19 protein-coding genes are annotated in these 26,429 nt (G+C 49.7%); 16 read left to right on the top strand and 3 right to left on the bottom strand.

The window, feature by feature from the left end; genetic code table 11:
* The first annotated feature begins 91 nt into the window (after positions 1-91).
* The 13 genes from H70357_RS11705 to H70357_RS11760 all read left to right on the top strand — a co-directional run bounded on the left by H70357_RS11705 (position 92) and on the right by H70357_RS11760 (position 15,754).
* Positions 92-1,168 carry a zinc-dependent alcohol dehydrogenase gene (locus H70357_RS11705; RefSeq protein WP_231578416.1) on the top strand — a complete coding sequence of 359 codons (1,077 nt, stop codon included), beginning with the start codon at positions 92-94 and terminating at the stop codon, positions 1,166-1,168.
* A gap of 28 nt (positions 1,169-1,196) precedes the next feature.
* Entirely contained in the window at positions 1,197-3,134 is a 1,938-nt protein-coding gene (locus H70357_RS11710) for an alpha-amylase family protein (protein ID WP_038589361.1), read from the top strand.
* Between the two features lie 19 nt (positions 3,135-3,153).
* Positions 3,154-4,305 (top strand): sugar ABC transporter substrate-binding protein, encoded by a 1,152-nt coding sequence (locus tag H70357_RS11715; protein WP_038589364.1) that lies wholly within the window; start codon positions 3,154-3,156, stop codon positions 4,303-4,305.
* Between the two features lie 15 nt (positions 4,306-4,320).
* Positions 4,321-4,980 carry a RibD family protein gene (locus H70357_RS11720; RefSeq protein WP_038589367.1) on the top strand — a complete coding sequence of 220 codons (660 nt, stop codon included), beginning with the start codon at positions 4,321-4,323 and terminating at the stop codon, positions 4,978-4,980.
* Positions 4,981-5,001: 21 nt separating this feature from the next.
* On the top strand, positions 5,002-6,363 hold the full coding sequence (locus H70357_RS11725; protein ID WP_038589370.1) for an MATE family efflux transporter: 1,362 nt from the start codon (positions 5,002-5,004) through the stop codon (positions 6,361-6,363).
* Between the two features lie 217 nt (positions 6,364-6,580).
* A complete protein-coding gene (locus tag H70357_RS11730; RefSeq protein WP_038589373.1) occupies positions 6,581-7,975 on the top strand; it encodes a helix-turn-helix domain-containing protein in 1,395 nt (464 codons plus the stop codon).
* Positions 7,976-8,192: 217 nt separating this feature from the next.
* Positions 8,193-8,315, top strand: coding sequence for a hypothetical protein (locus H70357_RS36900; protein WP_269322513.1), 123 nt, complete (start codon positions 8,193-8,195; stop codon positions 8,313-8,315).
* Positions 8,316-8,561: 246 nt separating this feature from the next.
* The gene (locus tag H70357_RS11735; RefSeq protein WP_038589376.1) at positions 8,562-9,125 is read left to right on the top strand and encodes a GNAT family N-acetyltransferase; all 564 of its coding nucleotides are present in this window, start codon (positions 8,562-8,564) and stop codon (positions 9,123-9,125) included.
* 316 nt (positions 9,126-9,441) lie between these two features.
* Positions 9,442-10,296, top strand: coding sequence for a carbohydrate ABC transporter permease (locus tag H70357_RS11740; RefSeq protein ID WP_442950472.1), 855 nt, complete (start codon positions 9,442-9,444; stop codon positions 10,294-10,296).
* Positions 10,293-11,117: a carbohydrate ABC transporter permease gene (locus H70357_RS11745; protein ID WP_038589382.1), complete on the top strand. Its 825-nt coding sequence runs from the start codon at positions 10,293-10,295 to the stop codon at positions 11,115-11,117. Before H70357_RS11740 ends, H70357_RS11745 begins: the two co-directional genes overlap by 4 nt.
* A 108-nt stretch (positions 11,118-11,225) precedes the next feature.
* Positions 11,226-12,608 carry an ABC transporter substrate-binding protein gene (locus H70357_RS11750; RefSeq protein WP_038589385.1) on the top strand — a complete coding sequence of 461 codons (1,383 nt, stop codon included), beginning with the start codon at positions 11,226-11,228 and terminating at the stop codon, positions 12,606-12,608.
* A gap of 332 nt (positions 12,609-12,940) precedes the next feature.
* Positions 12,941-14,704 carry a methyl-accepting chemotaxis protein gene (locus H70357_RS11755; RefSeq protein WP_038589389.1) on the top strand — a complete coding sequence of 588 codons (1,764 nt, stop codon included), beginning with the start codon at positions 12,941-12,943 and terminating at the stop codon, positions 14,702-14,704.
* Positions 14,705-14,785: 81 nt separating this feature from the next.
* Positions 14,786-15,754, top strand: coding sequence for a helix-turn-helix transcriptional regulator (locus H70357_RS11760; RefSeq protein WP_052091986.1), 969 nt, complete (start codon positions 14,786-14,788; stop codon positions 15,752-15,754).
* A gap of 173 nt (positions 15,755-15,927) precedes the next feature.
* Here H70357_RS11760 and H70357_RS11765 read toward each other — a convergent pair whose 3' ends face one another.
* Complete coding sequence (locus H70357_RS11765) at positions 15,928-17,085, bottom strand: glycosyltransferase family 4 protein (RefSeq protein WP_038589392.1); 1,158 nt, start codon at positions 17,083-17,085, stop codon at positions 15,928-15,930.
* Positions 17,086-17,286: 201 nt separating this feature from the next.
* Between H70357_RS11765 and H70357_RS11770 the strand changes: the two genes are divergently transcribed.
* Entirely contained in the window at positions 17,287-21,402 is a 4,116-nt protein-coding gene (locus tag H70357_RS11770; protein WP_038589395.1) for a choice-of-anchor I family protein, read from the top strand.
* A 162-nt stretch (positions 21,403-21,564) separates the two neighbouring features.
* Here H70357_RS11770 and H70357_RS11775 read toward each other — a convergent pair whose 3' ends face one another.
* Complete coding sequence (locus tag H70357_RS11775; protein WP_038589398.1) at positions 21,565-22,545, bottom strand: zinc dependent phospholipase C family protein; 981 nt, start codon at positions 22,543-22,545, stop codon at positions 21,565-21,567.
* Between the two features lie 288 nt (positions 22,546-22,833).
* Between H70357_RS11775 and H70357_RS11780 the strand changes: the two genes are divergently transcribed.
* On the top strand, positions 22,834-23,241 hold the full coding sequence (locus H70357_RS11780) for a VOC family protein (protein WP_038589401.1): 408 nt from the start codon (positions 22,834-22,836) through the stop codon (positions 23,239-23,241).
* Positions 23,242-23,738: 497 nt separating this feature from the next.
* A complete protein-coding gene (locus H70357_RS11785) occupies positions 23,739-25,556 on the top strand; it encodes a methyl-accepting chemotaxis protein (RefSeq protein WP_197073684.1) in 1,818 nt (605 codons plus the stop codon).
* On the opposite strand, the gene H70357_RS11790 is transcribed toward H70357_RS11785, so the two are convergent.
* The gene (locus H70357_RS11790; protein WP_038589406.1) at positions 25,536-26,429 is read right to left on the bottom strand and encodes an NAD-dependent epimerase/dehydratase family protein; all 894 of its coding nucleotides are present in this window, start codon (positions 26,427-26,429) and stop codon (positions 25,536-25,538) included. The two genes, H70357_RS11785 and H70357_RS11790, sit on opposite strands and share 21 nt — an antisense overlap.

The raw sequence follows: 26,429 nt of genomic DNA on the forward strand, positions 1-26,429 counted from the left end.
AAAGGAGGCGTATGGAGTTGGTGTGAATAGATTTGGAAATGTGTGAAAAGAAAAGAAAGTAAATGTAAGGAAACGGAGAGGGGATTAGGCAATGAGATCAGAACAAGCTGAATGTGCATTACCGGAGAAGATGCCGGCACTGGTATGGTGTTCGCAGGGACTGAATCTGTCTGAACTGGACATCCCGGCGATCACGCTTTTAACTGATGTCAAAGTAAAAATTCAAATGACGGGGATCTGCGGAACCGATCTGGCTGTCATCACAGGAAAAGAACCTGGTATTACTGGAGTGATACGCGGTCATGAAGCTGTAGGAACTGTCATCGAAACCGGGGCGAATGTGACAGGCCTGAAAATAGGCGACAGAGTAGTCATTGATCCCAATCAAAGCTGCGGCGAGTGCAGATTTTGCCGTCAAGGTAAAGAACATCTCTGCATCGGAACGGATGGACAGGGCATGCCGATTGCCGGATTGAACAAAAATGGCACTTTTGCTCCCTGGTTTGTTACTGATGAAAAGTATTTGTATAAATTACCTGAACAAATGAGTTGGGAAGCGGCACTGGCCGTTGAACCACTCGCCTGTGTTCTGCATAACTTCCGTGAAGCAAGGATCAGCGCAGGTGACTCGGTGTTAATTCTTGGTTCCGGTCCGATGGGGCTTTTATGTCAAATAGTTGCCAAACGCATAGGGTGCACTACTATTTCCACGGAAATCAATGCAGGCCGGCTGGCAAAGGCGAAGCAAATCTCTGACTATGCCTGCCCGCCGGAGGAGCTGACCCCGGAGCTGGTGTCCAGCATTCTGGGTGAGAAGAAATTTAACATCGTAATGGATACGGTGGGCACACAGATGGAGATGGCGGAACAGTGGGTGGAGCGCGGCGGTACGATAATCCCCTTCGGCATCAATGGGAAATACCAGTATACAATCTCACCAACTTTTTATACCCAGAACGCAGTAAGGCTCCTGGGAGCCGGTGAATACCTGAACACCTTTGCGGATGCATTTCAGTTTGCGAAGGATGTACCGGAAGTATCCTCCCTGATTACACGCAAGTACAGTTTGAATCAATCCGGGACCGCCATTCAGGAGTTGCTGGGACATGTGCCGGATCCTGCAGCTTCTTCGGACAAGCCGCTTCTAAAAACGGTGTTTGTTTTCTGAAAAGAACTTTCATAGGGAGATGCGCTCAATGATCAGACGGGATGAAAGAATAAACCGGATGCTTGAATATTTTGCTGGCTGCCAATTTAATAAAGTGGAACCCATCTGGATACCCGCTTTGTGGAACGAGTGCGGCTATTTGTCGGCCTTGGATAACAAGGATGGCGAAATTCTCGTTGATCCGGCAGGGTTTATGGTTAAGCATCTGCAGTACTTGCTTGAGTTGTCTTCGGGTTACGTCAATATCGACCAGACAGATTTAGATAATAGTGTCATCTATTGCTCCTTGCTCCGTTATACCTCAGCCTGGGATTATAGCCATACCGGAAATATCCAGTCCGGAACGTTTCTGAAATTTATGATTCTGTTGCCAATGCTAAAAAAAATGAATGTCAATATCCTGTACTTGCTGCCTGTAACCCAGTACAGCCATTTGAATCTCAAGGGGGATATTGGTTCGCCGTATGCCGTGTACAGCCTGTTTGATTTAGATGAGAATTTACATGATTCGTTGCTGGACGGTATGGAGAAGCTGACCATCCATGATGAGCTGGCGACCTTGGTTGAGGCCTGCCATTTGCTGGATATCAAAGTAGTACTTGATTTAATTCCGCGGGTGAGTGCAAGAGATAATGTTTTTTTGGCAGAACACCCGGAATGGTTTTACTGGATTGATCTTAAAGTGCTGCCGGGATTCCAGCCGCCGAAAATCGCCGAATTGGAGTTCTTCGCCGAATGCACACCTGATAAGCTGGAAACCATTTACCGCAGCGATGAAACCTTGGTTTTTCTGAACCAATTCCGTCTGCCGCCGAATGAACTGGATGCAGCCCTTTGGAGTGACATCAAACGGCGCGCGCTTGAGTCAGGCGAATCCATATTACCGATGATCGAACGTGAGATGGGGATTACCCCGGCCCCCGCACATTCGGATTGGATTAATGATGTTCAGCCAATCTGGACAGATGTTGCCTTCTTTCGTCTGTACAATGATCCCTCTCCATTGGTCCGGTCTTATTTACCTGAAGGACAACCGCCATACGTACTTTTTGATACGATCAAGTGCAATGTATACCCGGGAGAGGAGCCGAACCGGGAATTATGGAACACGCTGATAGAGGCTGCTTGTTTCCAATTGAACACCTATAACATTGATGGTTTCCGGATGGATATTGGACACACGCTCCCGGTTCCCTTACAGGAATCTATGTTCAAGGTGATTAAAGATATTAAGCCAACAGCGATTCTGATCAGTGAGGATTTATTCAATCGCAACCACCGTGAAGCGGCAAGAACCGGATACAATGTGATGTTAGGCAGCGGGTGGAACATCATGACCGATATCCGTGTCGAACGCTTGGAGGAGTACCTGCGGGAACTTCCGGAGTTGCAGATCCACGTATTTGCCTGCTCGGAAACGGCGGATACTCCAAGAATTACAAGCCGGGGCGGGATGGAGCTGGCCCGTCTCATGACGGTGTTCAATTATTTCCTTCCGAACGGAATTCCCTATCTGACTACAGGAATGGAAGTATATGAGGAACAGCCGCTCAATTGCGGTCTCGGGGATAATACCGGCGGTGCAGATATTCCAAAAGCTTTTTTCAATACCATGACGATCAACTGGACCAATGAATCCACATTGCTGCCGCTCCTGGAGCAATTAAAGCAGATAAAGAGACAACACTCTAATCTGCTGAAGCCAACGAACTTTTATCTTTCCGATTCACAAGGCGATATTATGATCTACTCTTACTATTTGAAAGATGAGCTGTTCAGTGTTTGTTTTAATTTGAACCCGGAAAAAGAGCAGACATTAAAGACTGAGCTTATCTATCCGGGGTCTAAAAAGACAAATCTGCTGATAGAAAGCGAACAGGGCGGATGGGACAAGCCTGGCAGCGAAGAAACCTATGAGATGCGGCCTTATCAGGCGCTGGTACTATTAATGGAACTGATCAAATGACCAAGGAGGAAGGACTGCTATGAACAAACAAACCGTACAGCAACAGCAACTGAATATCTGGCATGAATTCGATGGGAAGGGAGATACCTCCATAGAGGTGTTGGAGCAACTCTGCCGTCAGTATAGCTCTGAATTCGGTGTTCCCGTTATTCCGAAAGTCATGAATATCTCCATACTGACCGCTGGCTTACAGCAGGTGAAAACTGCCGGGGCTGGTCCGCAAATGGCGCTGGTTCCAGCAGATATGGCCGGCTATGGGGAAGCAGCCATGTACTCGGAGATTCCAGAGAAATTCTGGTCCATGTCCGGCTCCACTGATAAGGATATCCGTTACTCCATGCGGTCGAGCGACAGACAGTATGGTATTCCTATTCTGAAAGGCAATCATCTGGTGCTTTATTGCAACTCGGAAATCTATCCGGAGGCTCCAGCTTCGTGGGAAGCGATTGAACAACAGGCGGAGGAGCTCATGGCTAAAGGAATTGTTCCGGTTGCCTCTGATCTGGCAGACCCGTATTGCTTTATCCCATTCCTGACTGCATTTGGAGGCTGGCCGCTGAAGGAAGGGAAACCTGATCTGTCAACTCCGGAAATGGAAGCAGCCCTGCGGTTTGTTCAGCGGCAAACTGCCCAAGGGGTGCTTGGCAGTTTTCACGGTTCAACTGAACTCCTTGACCGTTTTATCGCCGGAGAGATTGGTGCCATCATTTGCGGGGAATGGATTTACAATTATTTAGACCTTCATATGCGAGACAGATTGTTAGTAGGTGCGCTGCCGACTATTATTGGCAACCCGGCAGTCTCAATGGCTTCATCCATCGGTCTGGTATTTCCGCAGAATTCTTTGGAATCGGAGCAAGCGGACGAGCTTCTATCATTTGCCGCTTATCTGCTGAGTGAAAGTAGTCAACGGGAATGGGCGGAGCGTGTACAGCGGATTCCAGTGCATACCGGGGTGTTGGAGGACATCAGGGTTACCGCCTCACCGGTCAGGGCTAAACTGATTTCCTGCCTTGAAAGTGCGCGTAACATGCCGATTGAGCCGGTTATGAGGGATGTCTGGGATGCCATCTCCGCAGGCTTGAAATATTTGTCTCAAGAAGACGCCGCGAGATTGTTGGTGTTAATGGAAGAGCATGTGAACGGAAGCAGCAAACAACAAACTCTATAGAGAAGAGGGAAAACCATGAAAACGACTATTTTTAGCCAAGTGTCAATCGACGGAAAGCTTACTTTAGGTGCGGGGCAGTCCAGCAAACAATTGTTCAGTATGTTCGAGGAACCTGATATTGAATATATTCATAAATTCAGGGGCTTAGTTGACGCTATTATGGTAGGGAAAAATACAATACAAAATGATGATCCGATGCTGACAAACCGGTATGAGGAGAATAATAACCCGCTGAGGATTATCCCCACCTCACATATGGATATTTCACTGGACAGCCATGTTTTTGCCGACAACGGCAGAACGCTGATCGTTACCACTGAAAATGGTCAGGATCCTGAGAAGATAAGTATTTTGAAGAACAGGAATAAAGAGGTGTTAATCTGCGGAGAGGACAAAGTGGATTTTGTGAATTTGTTCCGTGAACTGGAGGCTAGCTACAACGTGCACAGCATTATGATAGAAGGCGGCGGATTTCTAAACTGGAATGTATTTGACCAGGATTTAGTAGATGAAATCATCTTAATGCAGCTGCCGATTATTATCGGAGGCGAGACCAATATAACGCTTGTTGACGGCAAGGGATATAATGACCTGAGCTTTGCAAAGAAGTTCAAGGTTGTCGAAGTTCTCCCGCAAAAAAACTATACACTGCTTCGTTATCAGAAGGCTGTATGACGATGATGGGAGGGCCCGGTAATGTTAAAAGATTCAAAGGCGGATTTTTATAGCAATATCTATAAAATAGCAATTCCTGTAACTCTGCAAAGCCTGATTATGGCACTGCTAACCTTAACCGATCAGCTGATGGTCGGACAACTCGGTGATGTGGCCGTTGCTTCTGTAGGCATATCGATAAAAATATACGGGATTATAACTGTAGTATTGGCCGGACTGGCGACAGGAGTATCCATTTATGCCGCGCAGTTCTGGGGGAAGAAGGATGAGAGAAGCACCGCGCAGCTGCTGGGATTAGGACTGCTTCTAGGAATGGGCATCTCGATTATTTTTACGTTGCCCATTCATTTCTTCCCGCAATTCAGTCTCAGCTTATTTACTAAGGACCAGCGGCTGATCACAGAGGGGTCCGGTTTTCTGAAAGTGATCTCTCTGAGTTATATTCCGGTCATGCTGACGATGATCTATTCCGCTATTTTGCGTGCTACAGGACATGTGAAGCTCCCTATGATAACCAGCATAGCTGCAGTGTGCATTAATATTATACTTAACTATCTGCTAATCTTCGGGAAATTCGGTTTTCCGGAATGGGGGTTAAAAGGAGCAGCCATTGCTACACTTATCGCCCGTTTGTTTGAATGCTGCTTTATCATCGCAGCTGCCTATAAGCTTCGTCTTCCCGGAGCAACCCATATCCGTGACTGGTTCGGGGCATCCGGGACGCTTCTTGGGAAGTTCCTTCGCACTACGTATCCGATCGTATTGACCGAGCTGATTTGGGTGCTGGGTGAAACTGTGTACGCCATTATTTACAGCCGGATGGGAACTTCTGAAATAACCGCGATGACGATAACCTATCCGCTTCAGAGCTTAAGTATCGGTTTATTATCCGGGCTCTCTAGCGCGGCCGGCATCATGATTGGGAATAAGCTGGGGGCCGACGAGCAGGATGCGGCACTGGATTTTTCAAAGCGGTTCATTAAGCTGGGTATCCTGGTTTCCCTTGGAATCGGCGTGTTGATTGCCGTATTTGCACCTTTGTATGTATCTATCTTTCAGGTGTCAGATGAAGCGCATCACATGGGAACCCGCCTGGTTTGGGTATTCGCTGCATTCCTGTGGGTGAAGGTTGCCAACATGATATTGGCGGGCGGCATTCTCAACAGCGGCGGTGACAGCAAGTTTGTATTCGCGATGGAATCCACTGCGACATGGCTGATTGGTGTCCCTTCCGGATTATTAATGTCATTTGTCTGGAAACAACCTGTATTTCTGGTATACATGATATTGTCCATGGAAGAAGTGGTTAGACTTAGCATTGGACTGATACGAATATACTCCAGAAAATGGATGAAAAATTTGGTCGCTGACATATCTGCATAAGAAGGAATGGATGCGGGGGAGAAATCCCCCGTCTTGCTTTATTGCAATACAATGGAAACTGAATTGCCAAAAAAAATAGATAACCATTATACACGATGATGCCAAAACTATGAAATATATATTTCAATTGACCAACGGTAAAACTATGGTTATATTTGTAATATAATAAAATTTCTCTCATATGTTGCTACGAGTTGATTCTGAAGGAGTGGTTTACTTGATAGCTACAACCACGATCCGCAGCGAGTTGGATAACCTCATGAAACAAAAAGGCTGGAATATGAGTAATCTGGGTAGAACCATCGGTATAAATGTAGGATCTATAAGCTCCATATTAAAGGGCAATAAGGTAATGAGCGTGGATCAGGTTGACAGGGTGACCGCGGTGCTTTCGTTGCCTGCGGGTTATTTTTACGAAAATTATATTCAGGAAAGTATGATAGAAGCGACGCCTAATTGGCGAAGGATCGGACCGTTTCTTTACCGCTGCGCAGAACTAAACAAACTGGATTGCGTTCTGAAGACGGTTACTATTCTTCTAGAGGAATTGACCTACGCACCCTTGCTCTTTGATGTTGCCAATGATTTTTTCAAGAGAAACTGGAATGACTCTGCCGCGATTCTGTATGATAATGTGGCCAGATGTGAAATCCGCCAGCATTCCGAACGTTTGGCCTTTTGCCAATACCGTCTCTTCACGCTTAGCATTGGAGATGACCAAATCCAGAACTTTGAGGCGGCCTGTCAGTTTGAACCTTTTGTCGAACGTTTAGATGAGAAGGATCAGCTGGATGCACTTAAAGATTTAGCGAATATCTACCGTTCTTTACGGCGGTGGGACAAGGTTGAGGAGCTTGCCCAGGAGATGGGCCGGAAGGCCCGGATACAGTATTTTAGCAAACACCGCAAAGAAGAAAGAATGCAAGAGGACTTGGCAACCAGCCTACCGCTCTTTGTATACATAGCCTATTCGAACCTGCTTCTTGCAAGTGTATGGGACGCCAGAGGAGATTTTCAGCAAGCCTTGGAATGCACCTATGCTTATGCCGATCTTAGTTGGGTCAAAGAGACGGACCCTGAGACGTTACATTGGGTTGAATTGTTTCAGCATTGGGCACAAGTCAATACCTATATAAATAAGCTTCGAGGCGGAGATCAAAGTGTGATTTCTGACCTTGTTGAAATTACTAAAGGCAAAAAAGAAATTTTTACTGAGCTCCTTAATATCATTGAAGCAGCTAATCAGTATTCTTTTGATATCGATCACATTTTAGTTGAATTCGAATCTCAGATTCACTCTTATGAACAAGACCTTGCTTCTGATGTTTATACCCGGCAGGTTATTCCTGAACAAACAGCACGGTTTAGTTACGAGTTGTCAAAATATTACCTAAATAAAGCAATGTATGCAGAAGGATTTAGGTATTTATTGGAAAGTATGGACTCGTACGGTGCGAAAAACAATAATAATGCTATTATCAATTGTGTAGGCCTATTTGAAAGTTTTAAAGAATATGCCCCTCCTGAAACACGGACACAGTATCAAATATTTATTCAAAAGGTATGGGAAAAAAATGAAAAAGAAGCTGACCTCGTTATTAGTAGTATCTAGCAGCTATTAATTCTTTACATATGCATCTAAGTAATTGCCGGATGAAAAAAACTGTATATCTTTGTCAAATAGTCAGTTTTTATTTGGGAAATTATACAACAAAAAGAAAAGTTTATGATATAATCATTTGTGTAGGCTTACCAGAGAGATTTAAAGAGTTTGCGTTGTTTGAATTACTGACACAGTATCACAAATTTATTAAAAAGGGTGTGGGAAAATGAAAAAGAAGCTGACCTTGTTGTTAGTAGCTACCAGTTTTTTAGCCATTTTATTTTTGCCGGTGTTGCCTTCAAATCCGTCTCATATTGTAATCCTTAATGATCAAGTTGGAGGAGCATAATCAGGCTGTCACTTCCCTTGAAACTGTTGAATTCGAGTACCCGTCTTTAATATCTCTTCTATTTTTTGAGCCTACATAACCTCCGAGTATCCGGCAGATTGTTCGAGAACTGTCCTTCCCTTGCAGGGAGGGCAGTTTTTTGATTGTGCGCCCGGCATGGGCGATAACTTGGCGGTGAATGTCCGCTACAATTCGTCAAAGAATTGAAGGTCTCTTCATAATCAAAGCAGCAGAGGGTGAGGGTTAATGGAAGTTTTGGAAACGTTGCGTTTAGTGCTTAGGAGATTCAGAGCGGAAGATGGGCAGGACCTGCATGAATATCTTTCCTGCGAGGAGGTTGTAGAATATGAGCCTTATGGTGTTTACAATGAAGAAGACAGCCATGCTGAGGCGGTGAGACGTTCCACGGATCAGGCATTTTGGGCAGTGTGCCTGAAGGATTCAGGCAAAGTAATCGGTAACTTATACTTTCAGGAGCAGCATCCGCAGGAGTTTCAGACTTGGGAGATTGGCTATGTGTTCAACCGTGAGTATCAGGGCTGCGGCTATGCGGCTGAAGCCTGCCGTACATTGCTGGAGTACGGCTTCAATACTCTAGGCATTAGACGGGTAACCGCCCATTGTGATCCGCGGAATACACCATCCTGGCGGCTGCTCGAACGGCTGAAGCTGCGGCGGGAGGGGCATTTTCTCCAGACGGGCTATTTTAAAACCGATGAACAAGGTATGCCGAAATGGCATGATACTTTTGCCTATGGTGTGCTTGGTAAGGAGTGGCTGAATCTGAATCAGGAGAAAGCGGCAGAATAACAAGTGTAAGCAGAGACCTTCTTGAGAAATCGAGGAGGCCTTTTTTTGTATAAATAGTTGAGATAATTTATCTCTCCGTTTACAAAATTTATATAATTTTAACGCTGGCTTGCCATCCTCCTGATGCTGCGTTGACATCCAAGCCTTACACTTGCAGAGGTAGTAAGAAGATAAAAGCGGACTGTTAGGTCATTAGGAGGCTTCCATTTTGAGTGAACTAGAGAATTCATTAACCCTGCCTGCAAGAGAAAAAGCGGCATCGGCTGGAGTTCCCTTACGGCCGGCATATTTAAGCAAGCTGAAGGTTCAGGAGAATATGCTTGCCTACCTGTTCCTGGCTCCTTCGTTGCTGCTGTTCGGTGTGTTTTTATTCTACCCGTTGCTGAAATCCGTATATTTAAGTCTGCATAGTACGGACCCGGCGGGACGAATCGCAGCGTATGTCGGCTTTGACAATTTCACAGCCCTTTTCACTTCAGGACTATTTCTGGACGGTATCCGGGTGACGGCGCTGTTTGCCCTCCTGACGGTCCCGACCGGCCTGCTGCTTGCACTTGTGCTCGCGGCGCTAACCCACAATCAGCTGCGCGGCAAACGGCTGTTCCAATTCGCCTTCTCTTTGCCCATGGTGCTGTCTGTTGGATCGGCGGCAGTGATCTGGAAATTCCTGTTTCATCCCACGCTGGGTATGCTGAATTACTTGCTGGAGCTTGCCGGGATGACGCCGGTCGCATGGCTGGTCAATCCGGATACCGCGCTGCTGTCTATCTCATTAATGACAGTATGGATGAATCTCGGGTTCAATTACATCATCCTGTCGAGCGGAATGCAGGGCATTTCGGACGAAATCTATGAGAGTGCCAGAATTGACGGAGCGGGAGCAGTCACGGTATTTCACAAGATCACCTTGCCTCTGCTGTCCCCGACCTTATTCTTCGTGCTCGTGGTTTCGATCATTAGTGCCTTCCAGGCGTTTGGCCAGATCAATATTTTAACCGCCGGCGGACCGATGAACAGTACCAACGTGTTTGTATACTCCATCTACCGTGAGGCCTTTGTCAACTTCCGCTTCGGAACGGGCAGCGCCCAGGCACTGATGCTGTTTCTGGTTATTATGCTGCTGACGCTGATCCAGTTCAAATGGGTGGAAAGGAAAGTGCACTATCAATGAAAAAGCCAAAAGCAGGACAAGTACTTACCTACTGTGTGCTCACTGTGGTGGCAGCACTGGTATTGTATCCCGTATTCTACAGCTTCTTCATGGCCGTTATGGCCCCGGAAGAGGCCAGCGCTTATCCGCCGTCCATCGTTCCGCACTCCTTTCATCCGGAGAACTTTAGCGAAGTGTTCGATATTATTCCGATCGCCACCTTTATTGGCAATACCTTTCTGGTATCCGGCATTGTCATGATCGGCCAATTAATCACCGCCAGTCTGGCAGCTTATGCCTTTGCCCAGATGAATTTCAAAGGGAAATCACTGATGTTCAGCCTGTTCGTGGCCACGATGATGGTTCCCTGGGAAGTGACGATGATTCCCAATTATTTGACTGTACGCAGCCTGGATTGGCTGGATACTTATCAGGGTCTGACCATACCTTTTCTGGCGACGGCCTTCGGCACCTTCCTGCTGCGGCAGTTCTTTATGCAGCTGCCCAAAGAGCTGTTTGAGGCAGCCAAAATCGACGGCTGCGGGCATATTCGCTACTTTCTGTTCCATATGCTGCCGCTCTCCAGACCGGCACTGGGCACCTTGGCTGTCTACTCTTTTCTGAATATGTACAATTCCTATCTCTGGCCGCTGCTTGTTACGAACAGCAAACCGATGCGGACGGTGCAGATCGGAATCTCCATGCTTGAATTTCAGGAAGCAACCTCGTGGAATCTGGTATTTGCCGGAATCACACTGGCCATTCTGCCTTCGCTGCTGCTGCTGGTATTCGGATTGAAGCAGCTTGTCCGGGGCATGGCGGCCGGTGCACTGAAGGGGTAAGGATTGGATGCACAGAGCTAAAAGCTATTCAGCTGCTTATTGCAGATGATGAATACGTATATAGCTTCTTCAATCCAAATTATAGGGGAAAAGGGAGAGATACTTAGAATGAAACAATTCAAACAGGGTATGGTTCCATTGCTTGCGAGCCTGATGCTGGTTCTTGCTGCCTGCGGCAACAATTCAAATGCAGATGAGAACAATAATGCAGCCGGCAGCACCTCCTCAGGCAGTGATGGGGAAGTTAGTGCCGCTGCCGCTCCGGTAAAACTCAGCTGGTGGCATTCTATGTCCGGTGCGGGTGAAAAAGCGATTAATCAGATTGTCTCCGACTTCAATGCCAGCCAGACAGGCATCAAGGTGGAAGCGGTGTACCAGGGTAAATATGATGAAAGCTTGAACAAGCTGAAAGCCTCCATCGGCTCGAACAGCGGACCGGATCTGATCCAGGTCTATGAAATCGGCAGCAAGTTTATGATTGATTCGAAGATGATCACACCGGTGCAGCAGTTTATCGACCAGGACGGCTTTGATCTGTCAGGTCTGGAACCCAACATTATCCGATACTATACGATTGACGATAAATTGAATGCGATGCCGTTCAATACGTCCAATCCGATTCTTTATTATAATAAAGATGCTTTCAAAGCAGCCGGACTTGATCCTGAGAACCCGCCTAAGACATTTGAGGAATTCGAAGCCGCTGCCAAAGCATTAAGCAAAGACGGTAAAGCCGGAGCGACAATTGCCATCTACGGCTGGTTCATGGAGCAGCTGTTTGCCAATCAGAACGCAGATTATGTTAATAACGGCAATGGGCGCGAAGCCGCTGCCACAGAATCGCTGCTGGCTTCGGATGCCGGTGTAAGCACACTGGAATGGTGGAAAAAGATGGTCGACGATAAAGTAGTCGCCAATCTGGGACGGGACACAGATGATACGGATAGCGCGTTCGCTGCAGGTCAGGTAGCGATGACACTGAACTCTACGGCTTCGCTGCGCAATATGGTAGAGGCGGCTGGCGGCAAATTCGAGGTTGGCACAGGTTTCCTGCCGAAACCTGCCTCGGCGAAGGACGGCGGAGTGATTGTCGGAGGAGCCAGCCTGTATATTATGAACAACAAACCGGAAGCGCAGCAGAAGGCGGCATGGGAATTTATCAAATATGTGGCCTCACCGGAGGTTCAGGCAAAATGGAGTGTAAGCACCGGGTACTTCCCGATTAACAAGGCTGCTTATGAGCAGCAGGTGCTCAAGGATAATATGGTGAAATATCCGCAGTTCCAGACTGCTGTTGATCAGCTTCATGCTTCGAGTGCTTCAACGGCGACCTCGGGTGCGGTAATGGGCGTATTCCCCGAAGCACGCCAGATTGTTGAAGGTGCGATTGAAGAAGCGCTGAACGGACAAAAAGAGCCTAAACAGGCGCTGGAGGATGCCGGCAAACAGATTACCGAGAAAATCGGCCAGTACAATGCTACGGTGAAATAGAACTCCGAAGTCAATGAATGAAGCTGCATTCGACAGCTGAAGTGGAAGCCGGGCAGATGCCCGGCTTCTTTTTTGTTATATAAGGAATTAGATGTCCTCTGCAGAATGATCCTTCTATTGTGCCCGGAAACAGTTAACGTTTGGGGAAAAAGGGTCTATATAGGTTGTGGAATTGGATGAAATATCCTATTGCACGGGGCTTTTTTGTGTTTTTTGCATTCCTCTTAATTTAAACCCTCATCAATACGATAAATATAAAGTGCTATTTGGAGTACCGCGATTATAGCAGTCTTTATTTATTCCATATAGTTACATCAAAGGGGGAACAGAACGTGAGACACACCAGTAAAATGAAGATTGATTTAAGATTGAAATTGTATTTGATCATTCTGGTTCCGCTGCTGGCTATGGGTGTACTGATTATGTGGTCCACAATAACATCCAGTACAAGTGCTTCATTAACTACGATGCAGCATAACAATCAGCAATTGGCGGTGAACACCACGCAGCTGCTGGGCCAAGAATCCGAATCTATCAAGAAACTACATGCCAATGCTTCAGAGAAAAGCAATGAATACAAACGTCTTAGAAACGAGCTCATTACAGCACGTCTTCAATCAGGGGCGCTATATGTATACATGTATAATAAGACTTCCGAGGGTTGGGAGTATACGGTAGACGGAGCAGGATGGGATGACCCTGATTATAGTCCTTATGGGGGTGAAATGAAATTTGCTCCCGAGATTGAGAAGCGATTATTAAGTGGTGAAGTAGTCACCACGGGTATTGTTAATGATCCGACCTGGGGCCAGCTGTTATCTTCATTCTCGCCCATCAAGGACTCAGGGGGTAAGATTATTGGTTATTTAGGCATTGATATTTCTGCTAAGGCAGTGAATCAAATATCAGCAGAAACTTTGGCTGACTCCTATCGGACGGTTATCCCTATTTTTGCTGTTGTGCTGATTCTATCGCTGCTGATGATGCTGTTCGTGGTGAGGGGAATCCTAAGGCAGGTTCGTGATATTAAGTCTAGTCTCGAGCAGGTCGCAGACGGGAATCTTAAAGTGATCTCAAGACATATCACGAAAGACCAGCTGGGCGATATCAGCGGATTGATTAACCGGATGGTCGTGCAATTAACGAAGATCATTGTTGGAATACAGCAAGGCTCAAGTACGCTGCAGCAGTCCTCGGGCAATATAGCCAACACGGTCCAGACGAACCAGCGCCAGACCGAAGAGCTGTCCCGTGCGATTGAGGAAATTGCTGCGGGTTCCATGAAGCAGGCTGAGGAAACAGAGCAATCGGTGAAGCATTCAGATAATCTCGGCAAAATTATGGATGAAGTGGGTTCATATGTGCATCAATTTACTGATACTTCAGAGCGGTTGTTTGCTGTTCAAATGCAGGTTACCCGTGAACATGAGGCACTGCTGGAGAAGGGACGGGAGAATGCTAAGCGGGTCGGGCACCAGCAGGAGATTTCCAGATCACTGACGGCGCAATCCCAACTGGCTTCATCGATCAGCGGGCAAATCCACAGTATTCTGAAACAAACAAAGATCCTGTCACTGAACGCTTCTATTGAGGCGGCCAGAGCTGGTGATGCGGGTAAAGGCTTCGCGGTGGTCGCTGGAGAAATGGGCCAGCTTGCACGGCAATCCGAACAATCTATTCAGGAGATTGATGCAATCCTGGGGTCCTTTGTACAAGAGACTCATCGTATGGGCAGCCAATTCGATGAGAATATAGCGGCGGTTAAGGAACAGGAGAGTCAGATTGCTGATTGTCTTCAAGCTTTCGGAGAGGTCAGCAGTATTTCGGCTGAAGTGCAGGAGCTGGCACAGCGGCTGCAAGGCCGTACGGCGGACATGCACACTATCCGGCAGGAAGTAGAACAACATTTAAGCTACATAGCTTCGGCAACTGAAGAGACTTCGGCAATGTCTGAAGAAGTTGCGGCAAGTGCAGTGGAACAGAAGCGGTCCGCAGAAGAATTATCAATCGTCTCCGGGCAGCTCGCGGGACTTGCCGGCAATCTGAAAGCTTATTCTGATCAGTTTCAAGTAGAAACTCAGAAATTGTTAGAATGACGAATCGTCAGACTAATCCTTTACAAACCTCCCGGATCTATCGGATGATAGAATCAGTTTGAGAAGAAACAGGTGAATCGGATGAAAATTAACCGTTTGCTGGGAATCGTAGTCTATCTGCTCAATCGGGAGGTAGTCAGTGCCCGTGCACTGGCCGATAAATTCGAGGTTTCGTCGCGTACGATTCAACGTGACATCGAATCTATTGGGCTCGCCGGGATTCCGGTGGGATCGCTGCAAGGCACTAATGGAGGTTATTACATACTCGACAGCTTCAAAATGAACAGACAGCTGCTTCAGTCCGAGGATTACGCTTATATTCTGGCCGCCCTGAAGGGGCTGGTATCGGGCTACAGCAGCAGACGCGCAGAGGATACCATGGAGAAAATCATGTCCTTAACACCGGAGAAGGAGGCAGCGCCGCAGCCCATTCAGCTTGATTTGGGGGTTCTAAGGGAGGGAGCGGGCACGGGAGAGGCGATTCAAGTTATAGAGCATGCCATCCGCCAGAAAAAGGTGATTCACATTCAATATACCAATGCAAGGAATGAGGTGGCAGACAGAAATGTCGAGCCATTGCTCTTAACCTATAAGTGGTATGCATGGTATTTATTCGCTTATTGCTGTGACCATTGCGGATACCGGCTGTTCCGCCTTTCCCGAATCCGGGAGCTTCGGGCCACGGACGGGACCTTTTCAACAATGCATCGAGATGCGGAAAGTCTGCTGGCGGAGGCGCAGGATCACCGGCCGTACATAACCGTTAAGCTTGCATGCCCGGCAGGTCTCAGGGTGCTGATGGAGGAGCTGCTCCCCAATGCGGTGCTTATAGAAGTCCGGGATCAGGAACTGGTCATGGGCTTTACCGTCCCGGAAGAGGAGAACGGCTGGTTCGGAACATTGCTGCTGTACGGCCATCAGCTTACAGTGCTTGAACCTCCGTCACTGCGCCAGAGAATGGCGGACCATGCCAGTAATCTGCTGAATAAATATGCCGAATGTAAGACCAAAGAATTGGCGCTCTGCAAAGGTCTGGATACCGAAAAGTGAAGAACAAAGCTGTTTTACCTTTAGCAGAATGTTGTAATTATTGATTGTGCAGCGTAGGGATTGCAGCGCGTTTCTCTACCCTTTTCGAAGGGGAGGAAACGCGCTGTTTTTTGCGGGCAAAATTATGCGATCCCTCCCTGCACCAGCGGGGGAAATCCGTCAACCTCTTTACACTAGGCTGTAAATATCCCCGTTCGGCTCTTCGAGCGCCGGTTCTCAATCACCTCTTCGTAATCCCGGATCAGGCCGTCAAAAATATGCTCCCAGGAGCGGCCGAGCGCGAGCCGCCGTCCCTCCCGGCCCATAGCCATCCGTTGCTCCGGCTGATCCGCCATAGAGCATATTTCCTTCACCAGTTCTCCCGGATGATGCGGTTCAAACAATGACCCGGTCACACCGGACAAGACCAGATCCGTTGTGCCGCCTGCCCCGGCAGCGATCACAGGCAGGCCCGAGGCCATCGCTTCCAGAACAACGTTCCCGAAGGTTTCCGTGCTGGAGGGAAACACGAATACATCTGCCGAGGCATACAGCTCTGCCAGCTCCTCCCCGTGCTTGCCCCCGGTGAAGGTGACATTGCGCGGCGCCTGCGCCCGCAGCTCCGGCAGCAGCGGGCCGTCTCCCACCACCAGCAGATGAACCGCCGCAGCCGTGGATTCCGGCAGCTGCCGCATGGCGGTTAAGAGAGTGGGGATATCTTTTTCCGGAGCAATCCGTCCTACATAAAGCAATACTACGGGTGCCGTAATTCCGTAACGCTCCCGTACCTGTCCGCTGCGTTTCTCCGGTGTGAACAGACCGCAGTCAATTCCCCTCGACCATAACCGGAGCCGGGTGAAGCCATGGGAACGCAGCGTAGTCTCTGTCTCCCGCGAAGGGGCCAGGATGGCATCGCAGGAACGGTGGAACCATTTCATGTATTTCCAGTAGAGCGGAATGATTCTTCTCATCCGGTAGTATTGAAGATAACGGTCGAAGTGGGTGTGGTAGGAGGCAACATGAGGGAGGTTCTGCTTCTGGGCATAGCGGAGACCGTACAGACCAATGTTGAACGGGGTGGCCATATGCAGCAGATCAGGCCGGAAGGACCGCAGCTCGTGCTGGATGGAGGACATGACGGGCAGCGCCAGCCGGCACTCGGGATACAGAAAAAAGGGGATGCTGGCAATCGGACGGACGGGATCGGCGAAACGTTCTTCAGGGGCGGATTTCGGGGTGAAGAGCAGATGCTCGATGCCGCGGCGGTGTAAATGGCCGGCAAGCCGTTGAAGCGTGCGGGCGACTCCGTTGGTTTGAGGAAGATAGGTGTCCGTAAACAAGGCAATACGCATGGATAATCCCTCCCGGTACTCTTGTTGTCTTGATCATAACAGGCGAATATTTTAGTGAGGTTATCGGGGAATCAACTCATTTCCACCTTCATGTGGTGATTTATTCTGGGGTTTACACTCCGTTTATGCAAATCGGCAAATCAGAACATACTCGTCCTCTATAGTAGTAAAAAATCTATAGAGTATTGGAGTGACAATCACTTGAATTCAACAGGCAAAACAATCCTTTCTCTGCTGATTGCCGCAGAACTGGCAGTGGGCCCGGCGTGGAACGCAGGTCCGGCAACAGCTGCAGCAGCACCCGGGTCCGGCACTCCGTATACCGCTGGCGGCGTTTATGATGTAACCGTTCCCCATATTGTCGTGAACCAGATATATGGCGGCGGGGATGTCGAAACAACGGGAGGGTACTTCTCCAAGGGCTATATCGAACTTTATAATCCTACGGATTCCGCTGTGGATTTGAGCGGCTGGTCCGTGCAATACTCAGATCCAACCATGAACGATGCCTGGAGCAAGCTGGAGCTGACCGGCACGATCAACGCGCATTCTTCTTATCTGATTACAGACGGCAAAGTGAACCCCGACTATAAAAGCGATATCAGCGGCAAAGGCGATCAGGTATGGAGTGATATCCTCTTTTACAATAAAGGAATGAAGGTGGTGCTGCTGAACAGTACCACGCTACTGGAAACGGTAAATCCGTTCCTGAATAAACCGGATTCCTACGTGGATATGATCGGCACGGCCGGCAATGACAACGGTTCAACCATCGACGGCTATGAAAGCGATTATCCAACCGGCAAATCCGGCGGCACCTCGAAGCAGAAATCGGTGCGGCGCAGCGATTTTGCCGATACGGACAACAATAAAACTGATCTTAAACAGATCAGCTTCGATTCACTGGATGCGGGAACGCTGAATCGGATGAAGCCGCATAGCAGTGCCGATGGAGCATGGGGCGTGGCTGTTCAGCCTCTTGGCCTGGCGGACCAGTCTCTGCCTGCGGCCACGGCCGGGTCCCCGTATTCGGTGACACTGTCCGTATATGGCGGGACGTTGCCTTATACCTTTGAGGCGGCGGGGCTGCCCGAAGGTCTGAGCCTGGACGTTGCAACCGGCAAAATCAGCGGAACTCCGGTGACGTCAGGTCCGGCAACGGTCAGCGTCTCGGTGTACGACAGCAGTGTTCCTGCTATGAAGGCGGAGGGTAGCCTCCCGCTGACGGTAGATAAACCGGCGGGAGAGCCAACGGCGGATGTTATCAGCATTACAAAGCTTGGCGGATATTCCGTCGGGGTTACCAATGAAGACGGCGGTGTGGCGGAGATCGTCAAGTATAACCGTGATAACGGAAAGTTCTATCTGGTCAACGGTTCGACACATCCTGCGACAGTAGATATCGTAAATCTGAAGGACGGCATCCATCCGGAAAAGGAAAAGAGCATCAACGTGGAGCAGCTGGCGGAAACCGGAGGCTTCAGCTATGGCGATCTGACCAGTGTGGACATCAACTCGGCAACGAAGCGGATTGCTGTAGCCGTACAGGAAGCGGATGCCATGAAGAACGGCAAAATTCTTGTGCTGGATTATGACGGTAAGCTGCTGGATACCTATGAGGCTGGAGTCCAGCCCGATATGATCAAATTCACCGGGGATGGCCGCTTTATTCTTACGGCTGACGAGGCCGAGCCCCGCACACTGGAGGGAGACCCGGAAGGCAGTGTGACGATCATTGACACGACTGCGAAATCAGCGGATTACGTCAAGTTCGACAACCCTGAGCGGATCGACGATCTCGTGCATATCCGCGGGGCGGTTGATCCGGCAACGAAGCTGATTACAGGGAAGGGTACAAAGGAAGAGGCAGTCCGTGATCTGGAGCCGGAATTTATCGAGCTGTCCGAAGATCAGAAGACCGCTTATATTACCCTTCAGGAGAACAATGCAGTAGCTGCAGTTGATATTGCTTCCCGCAAGCTGCTGTGGGTCAAGGGGCTTGGATTTAAGGATTTGAGCGATCCGCTAAATGGACTTGACCTCGTGAAGGACAGCAAGAGCAGGCTGGAAAATGTACCGTTCTACGGCGTTTATATGCCGGATGGGATCAGCCAGTATACCGTAAACGGCAAGACCTACTTGTTCACGGCCAATGAGGGCGATGCCACGGAATGGGACAGTAAGGAAAATGCCAGCACGATCGGCAAAATGAAGGGGGCACTAGAACCTGACTCTGCGGCTGCATTGTTCCTGAACAGAAATACGAAATATGACGGTGTAGAGGTCATGTCGGATATGGGTCATGACGGCATGTACCTGTACGGGGGCCGTTCCTTCTCGGTATGGGACGCTGATACGCTGAAGCAGGTTTATGACAGCGGCAGTGATTTTGAGCGGATTACAGCGGAGCGGCTGCCTGATTACTTCAATGCAAGCAACAGCAATACAACGCTGGACAGCCGCAGCACTAAAAAAGGACCGGAGCCTGAATATGTTAAAGTAGGTAAGGTGGGGCAAAAAGCGCTGGCCTTCATCGGCCTGGAGCGCATTGGCGGCCTGATGACTTACGATGTCAGTAATCCTGAGCAGCCGCAGTTTCTCAACTATATTAATTCCCGTGAATTCACGCCGAAAAATAATATCGCTACGGACACCGGGCCGGAAGGCATCGAGTTCATTCCGGCAACGGACAGTCCGACCGGACTTCCGCTGGTGCTGGTAGCCAATGAGGTAGGGGGCACTGTAGCGGTTTATCAATTAAACGTTACAAAGGTTACGCTGGACCAGAAGTCACTCTCTCTAAAAGCCGGAGGGACAGCGGCAACGCTCAAAGCTGAGGTTAAGCCTGCGGCTGGAACGCCGGAGAAATCACCGCTTAGCTGGAACTCCTCTAATCCTGCAGTGGCCGCAGTGGATCAGAAGGGGACGGTAACTCCGCTGGCAGCGGGAACGGTGACCGTTTCCGTATACAGTGCGGATGGATATGGCGTAGCCGAATCGCTGGTGACTGTAGCGGCGGCTGATCCGGTTATTACGAATCCGGGTACAGGAGGCTCCGTGGGGCAGACTCCGGCAGTTGCAGCTCAATCCCCGGCGGTAACTGTTGAAGGCTCCAAGGTTGTTCTTGAACTCAAGGCCGCAGCAGGTGCGGATGGAGCGGCAACTCTGTCCGTTACTGCCGAAGCCGTGGCAGCAGCGCTGGAATCCTTGAAAACTTCTGCCGGCAAAGAGCTGGTCTTCCGCGTTGCTGCAACAAGCAGTGCGGCCAAAGCCGTAACCTTGGAGGTTCCCGCCGCAGTCTGGGCTGCGATTTCCGGCAGCGCTGTGCAGAGTGTGACATTCGCAGCCGGTCAGGGAACTGTCTCGCTTGACCGCACTTCGGTAATTGCAGTGAACGCTGCGGCAAACGGTGAACCGGTGAAACTATCTATTACGGGAACCGATCTTGGCAGTGTCATGGGCAATCTCGCTGGAGGTATAAGCGAAGCCGCGCGGAGTACAATCGGCAGCCGTCCGGTTATCAACCTTACAGTGCAAAACGGTAGCCGTACCCTTTCCAGCTTTGGGGAAGGGAAAGCGTTGGTGAGCATCCCGTATTCACTGTCATCTGCGGAGGATGCCAATGCGATAGTGGCCTACAATGTTACGCCTGCAGGCGAGCTGGTTGTGCTTCCTGGCAGCCGCTATAATGCGGTGACCGGCCAGTTGACCTTCCGTACCGCTCATTTCTCTGCTTATGCAGTTGGTTACAGCAACCCGGGCTTTACCGATACTGCTGCCAGCTTTGCCAAAGACTCTATCACGTATCTGGCGGCACGCGGCATTATTTCCGGAATCAACGAAAGCCAGTTTGGGTTGAAGAGCAACCTGAGCCGTGGAGACGCAGCCCTGCTATTGGCCCGTCTGGCCGGAGCGGAGCTGAACACGGCAGTGTCCGGCAGCTTCACAGATGTGAAGGCGGATGACTATTATGCAGCGGCAATCGCTTGGGCGAACGTTAGCGGAATCGTAAACGGCACCGGAGACGGGAAGTTTGCACCCAAGGCGAAGGTTACACGCGAACAGCTCGCAGTTATGATTATCCGTCTGGCGGATGAGCGGAACTGGACTCTGCCCGTGAGCGGCGGCACTGCCGTATTCGCAGATCGGCAGTCCATTAGTTCTTTTGCGCTGGAAGCTGCTGCAGCTGTCCAGCAGGCGGGGATCATTTCGGGCAAAACCGCCCCGGATGGCGGTGTTAACTTTGCGCCGCAGGCTGCAGCTACGCGTGAGGAAACCGCGCAGATGCTGGCTGCCCTGCTCAAGCTTGCCGACTGAAATCGGCAACGGATTTCTTTAACACCCCTGGCGCTTCCTGAGCGTCAGGGGTTTTTCGTGAGCAGGGCAAGAAAAATTGGCCAACCAGAAGTTTCTGGCTGACCTAATAATACGAAAAGGAGCCCCTTTCGGAGCTACACCCTTGAATAAATATAAATGTCCTTACGAGCTAATACCGGAGTCCCAGATCGGTTCGGCGAACTGATTCTTGAGATTGCTGCTGCAATCCTTGCCGGTATCATAAGACCGGTTGCCGAGAACCCGCTTGAACTGTTCCAGCGCGCGGGCTGCTTCTGCGGGCACCTTGCTGTTCAGCCAATCGGCCAAGGCCTGCAGTACACTCCGCCCTTCCGCCAGCGCCTGTTCCCAGAGCTCCCAGACACTTTCCGTCCGGACCTCGGAGTACAGCGCGGAATGCCGCCATTCGGCATGCTTTTCGTTTAAATAATCCAACTGCTCGTCTCTTGGGGAAAGCGGCTGGTAGAAATGGTGGCGCGCTTTTCCCCTTAGCAGCGACTTCTTCCAGCCTTTGGGATCATATAAGCATTTATGGGCCAGAACCATATCCAGGTACGCCTCCTGCCAGATCTCATCCGGGAGGCCCTTTGTTTCGGGATACCAGGCCGCTGCGGTTTCATGAAGGAGAGTGTGAACGGTATGGGGGAGCCGCGAGCCGACGTGAATTTTTTTCCAAGCTGCAATCCGCCAGGTATCGATTTGCTTCAGCCGTTGCATAAACACGGTATCGAGGACGATCTCAAACCGCTGATGGTTGCGGTGCTTGTAGCCCGCTTTCCAGTTAATGTAGGGATGAAGATTGCGGTCCAGCAGATGATGCGTCAGAAATCCAAGGAAGTATTGCTGTGTTTCTGCAAGGTCAGGAGGAGGGAGGCTGCGGATTTTTTGCCAGAGCTCCAGCAGCACCGGACCGCAGTGTACAGAGTGCATAAGGTCGCCCAGCCGGAGGGCACCGGTATCTTTTTTCCACGGCAGAAAGCTGTGGTATAGAAGTAAATCAGGTCCTTGGCAGCCAAGCTGGTACAATTCAGGCCGCTCCTTCAGCCCGCCCAGAAAAGGAAACTGATCCGCAAATTGTTCCGCCAGCACCTGCCCATACTCTAAATGCATCCAAATATTAGGCATCGCTCCACCCCTTTTACGCTTAGATAGCTCCATCTTAAACTCTTCATGTTAACAGAGATTGCATTCTGCTTCTTTGGATTGTAATCCTTGGGGTATCCTTGGCAGATGTGTTTGAACTTGCGCTTAATTCTAAGGTACTCTTGTATAGCTCCAATATCAACTCTGCAAAGTGTGGCAATTGTGCAAACGCGCTGGAGTCCGGGGTTCCCGCAACTAGAGGCATCCTCCGGTAATTCGTGTTATAATCGAGCGGAATACACTCAAATAATTACCGAGGTGATGAGAAGAATGGGATTTCAGGCAGGCCAGCTTTTTGTTAATTTGCCGGTAGACAATCTGCAGAATTCGATTAACTTTTTTACCGCTTTAGGTTTTGAGTTCAACCCGCAGTATACTGATGAGAACGCAACCTGTATGATCATCAACGGCAACACCTTTGCGATGCTGCTGGTCAAGGAGTTTTTCAACACCTTCACCTCCAAAAAGATCATCGACACATCCGGTCAGACAGAAGTAATTCTGGCCATTTCTGCCTCCAGCAAAACCGAGGTGGACGAGCTGGTGCAGAAGGCGCTGGCCGCAGGCGGGAAGCCTTTTAACAATCCGGTAGATCACGGCTTTATGTACAACTGGAGCTTCCAGGATATTGACGGGCATCTGTGGGAAGTCATGTATATGGAAGAAAGTGCCCAATAAGCGGACGAATCAGAATAAGTAATGGGTCAAGAACAAGCTTCCGGAGAATTCCGGGGGCTTGTTTTGCTTTTAAAATATAAGAAGTTTGAACAGCAGTACTCGGACCCCAGCGCCCTTATTTTGTCAAAAAAAGCTTTATTTCTGACGTTGCGGACTCCAGAGAACTTATTCGCCCTAAAAACGCTCCAACTACGATGATTTAGTGTAATAGCGTCATTCCGGTCCGGATGGAAGCTTTGGCGGCTCTTTGGGAGGAAATAACGTCCATGAGGTCCGTAAGCAGGTTGAAATAGCTGGGAGCATAGCGACCGGACGTTCAGCGGATATGGGGACATGGGGGGGGGTTGAGCACACAGTGCAGGTTTTGTTAACATTTTCGCAACAGATTCTTTACGATCCGCATACAAAACCTTGGAGAGTATTTAATATCCAGCTCCTATAATGACCTTATTAGTAAAATATACCTATAGTACGCGTGATACGAAGGGATGATACGCTTGAAAAGAAGCTTGCTGCACCTATCTATGAAATGGAAGTTGATTCTGGTATTCTCTGCGATAACTTTCATCTTCCTGGGGGTGGCTCTGTACCAGGGACACAAGATTAATCAGGTGGAGCTCTCTATGGAACGGCAGAAGACGGAGATGGAAAAAAGAATCACCGTTCAAACGATCACGCAGCTATTGCAGGAATTGGACGGTCTGGAAAGTTCGCTGGCCGGGTCCAGTGATGTGGAGCTTGCCGCACCTTTTAAGGACAAGCAGCAGCGGCTCACCGATGAGATTGCCAGTATGGATTTTGAACAGGAGACGCCTGCGTACGCAGAGCTGCAGCTGCTCCGGACCCGGGCCGGAGAATATGCCGGGTTATTCGGGGAACTGGTCAAGACGATGGAGGATGAGAGCCTTGATCCACTGACGGTACTGGAACAAATCGACGCCCTGCATATGAAGGCAACGGCTGTAAATCAATCGATGCTGGAGACCAACGGGAAGCTGTATGACGCTGCCGCGGGGAACGCTGAGAGGGCACAGGATCATTCTTTTGCACTGCTGGATCAAACAGTATCCATTGTGCTTTATGCCGCAGGTGGAGTTTTCCTGTTCACACTGGTGCTGGCCTGGCTGCTGATCCGCTCATTCTTGAGACCGGTGCGCAGGCTCCAGGATGCGTTGCGGCAAATTGCCGATGGCGATTTACGGCAGCAGATCAACTCTCCTTATAATGATGAACTGGGACGTTTGAGCTATCATTTTGACCATATGGTTACCCGGGTCCGGGAGATGCTGCGGCAGACCCTGTCCGTCGCTTCTTCCCTGGCGGATTATTCGCATTCCTTCCAGCAATCCTCATCCATTACCGCGGATACCAATCAGGATATTGTCAGAACGATACAGGAAATCTCCGTGGGTGCGGATCAGCAAGCCGTTCAGTCCGAGCAAAGTGCAGTCCTGCTGCAAGAGCTGGAGCGGGAAGTGGATGAGATTACGGATCATACCGGTGCCATGCTCACGACAAGCGAAACGGCCAATCACAATACCCGCAGAGGGTCTGAGACGGTTACCGCACTGCAGCAGATTTCCCGGCATTCCCGTGATTCCATCGGCAGGGTGTATCAAGCATTGGAGAAGCTGGTGGAGCAATCCCAGGATATTACCCGGATCACGAATTCCATTACCGAAATTTCCAAGCAGACAAATATCCTCTCGCTGAATGCTGCGATTGAGGCTGCGCGGGCCGGAGCTTCCGGCAAGGGGTTTGCCGTTATTGCGGACGAAGTCCGGCATTTATCGGTCCAGACCAAAGATTCCTCTATACATATCAGCGAGATCATTCATGAGCTTCAGAACAGTATGACCGACTTTCAGGGCTACATGCTGGAGACGAAAAAAAGCCTCGAGCAGCAGGATCACCAGGTAGCGGAAACCCTTGCATCTTTCGAGGCGATTGACGGTTCGATTACCGGAATCAGCAGACAAATTGGACAAATTCATCATAAGGTGGAGCTGACCCGGAAGATTAATTCCCGGCTTGCCGTATCCATTCACTCTGTAGCATCCGTAGCCGAGCAGACAGCTGCGGGCGTTCAGGAGGTCAATGCTTCCAGCACGCAGCAGGACAAGGCGATCCGCGATATTGCCCGGCAGGCAGTGGAGATTAACGATATTTCGCAGCGGCTGTTCACGGAAATTAATATTTTCAAAATAGAAGAGGAGACCGGGGACGTTTCGCCATCCGGTCAGCTGCTGGTATTGGAAGAACACTGGAATGAACTCAACGAACCAACGGAAAAATTACTCGCGATTGCCGAGTGAAGCATTGAGCTGGGTCACCAGCTCCGGAAACCAGTCACTGAGTGCAAGGAATGGAAAGCCCGCCGAGCGGGCTTTTGTTGTATCCATATGCCAGGACTCGGTAATGCCGAAGGGAGACATATCCTCATCTGCAGTTTCGGCCTCAATCACCGCCTGCTTACCCGTGGCTGCTTCAATGATGGAGAGGATCTTCCCAATGGTAAGAGTCCCGTCCGAGCATGCATTTACCGGTCCGGTCAGTTGGGAGAAGCCAAGCCAATACAAGAAGTCCGCCGCCTCATCCGAACGGATGAAGGAGATGGCAGCCTGGGTGTTCGGGATGCCGATCGGCCGGCCTTCGCGGACATGCTCGATGTGAAAAAGCAGCCTCCGCGTATAATCATCCGTTCCCAGCACCATGGGTATGCGCACGGTAGCCACGGGGAATGCGTCCTGCTTCAGCAGAACCGTTTCGGCCAGTCTTTTGCCCTCCTGATAGTTGAAGTCCTCCTTCGCACCTAATCGCAAGGGGTATACTTCAGGGTCGAAGTCAGCTTCGGTCAAAGCTTCCGGCCTTGGATCATAAACCGACAAGCTTGAAGTGAGGATGTACCGTTTAGCGGTGCCGGCAAAAATACGGCCTGCAGCATCAGCCTCATCCGGTGAAAAGCAGATATTGTCATAGACCACATCCCAAGGGGTATCCCCGACGGCTTCGGCAAGCGCTTTGGCGTCCGTACGGTCCACATTCAGCCTGGAGACCTGTTCCCCGAAGCTGTCTTCCGCCCGGCCTCTGGTCAGAATCGTTACCTTGCTGTCTCCCTCACGGAGCAGCCGTTCCACCAGCCGTTTGCCAAAAAATCGGGTTCCCCCAAGCACAAGTATGTTCCTCAT

The sequence above is a fragment of the Paenibacillus sp. FSL H7-0357 genome, from assembly GCF_000758525.1.
GTDB lineage: Bacteria > Bacillota > Bacilli > Paenibacillales > Paenibacillaceae > Paenibacillus_AQ.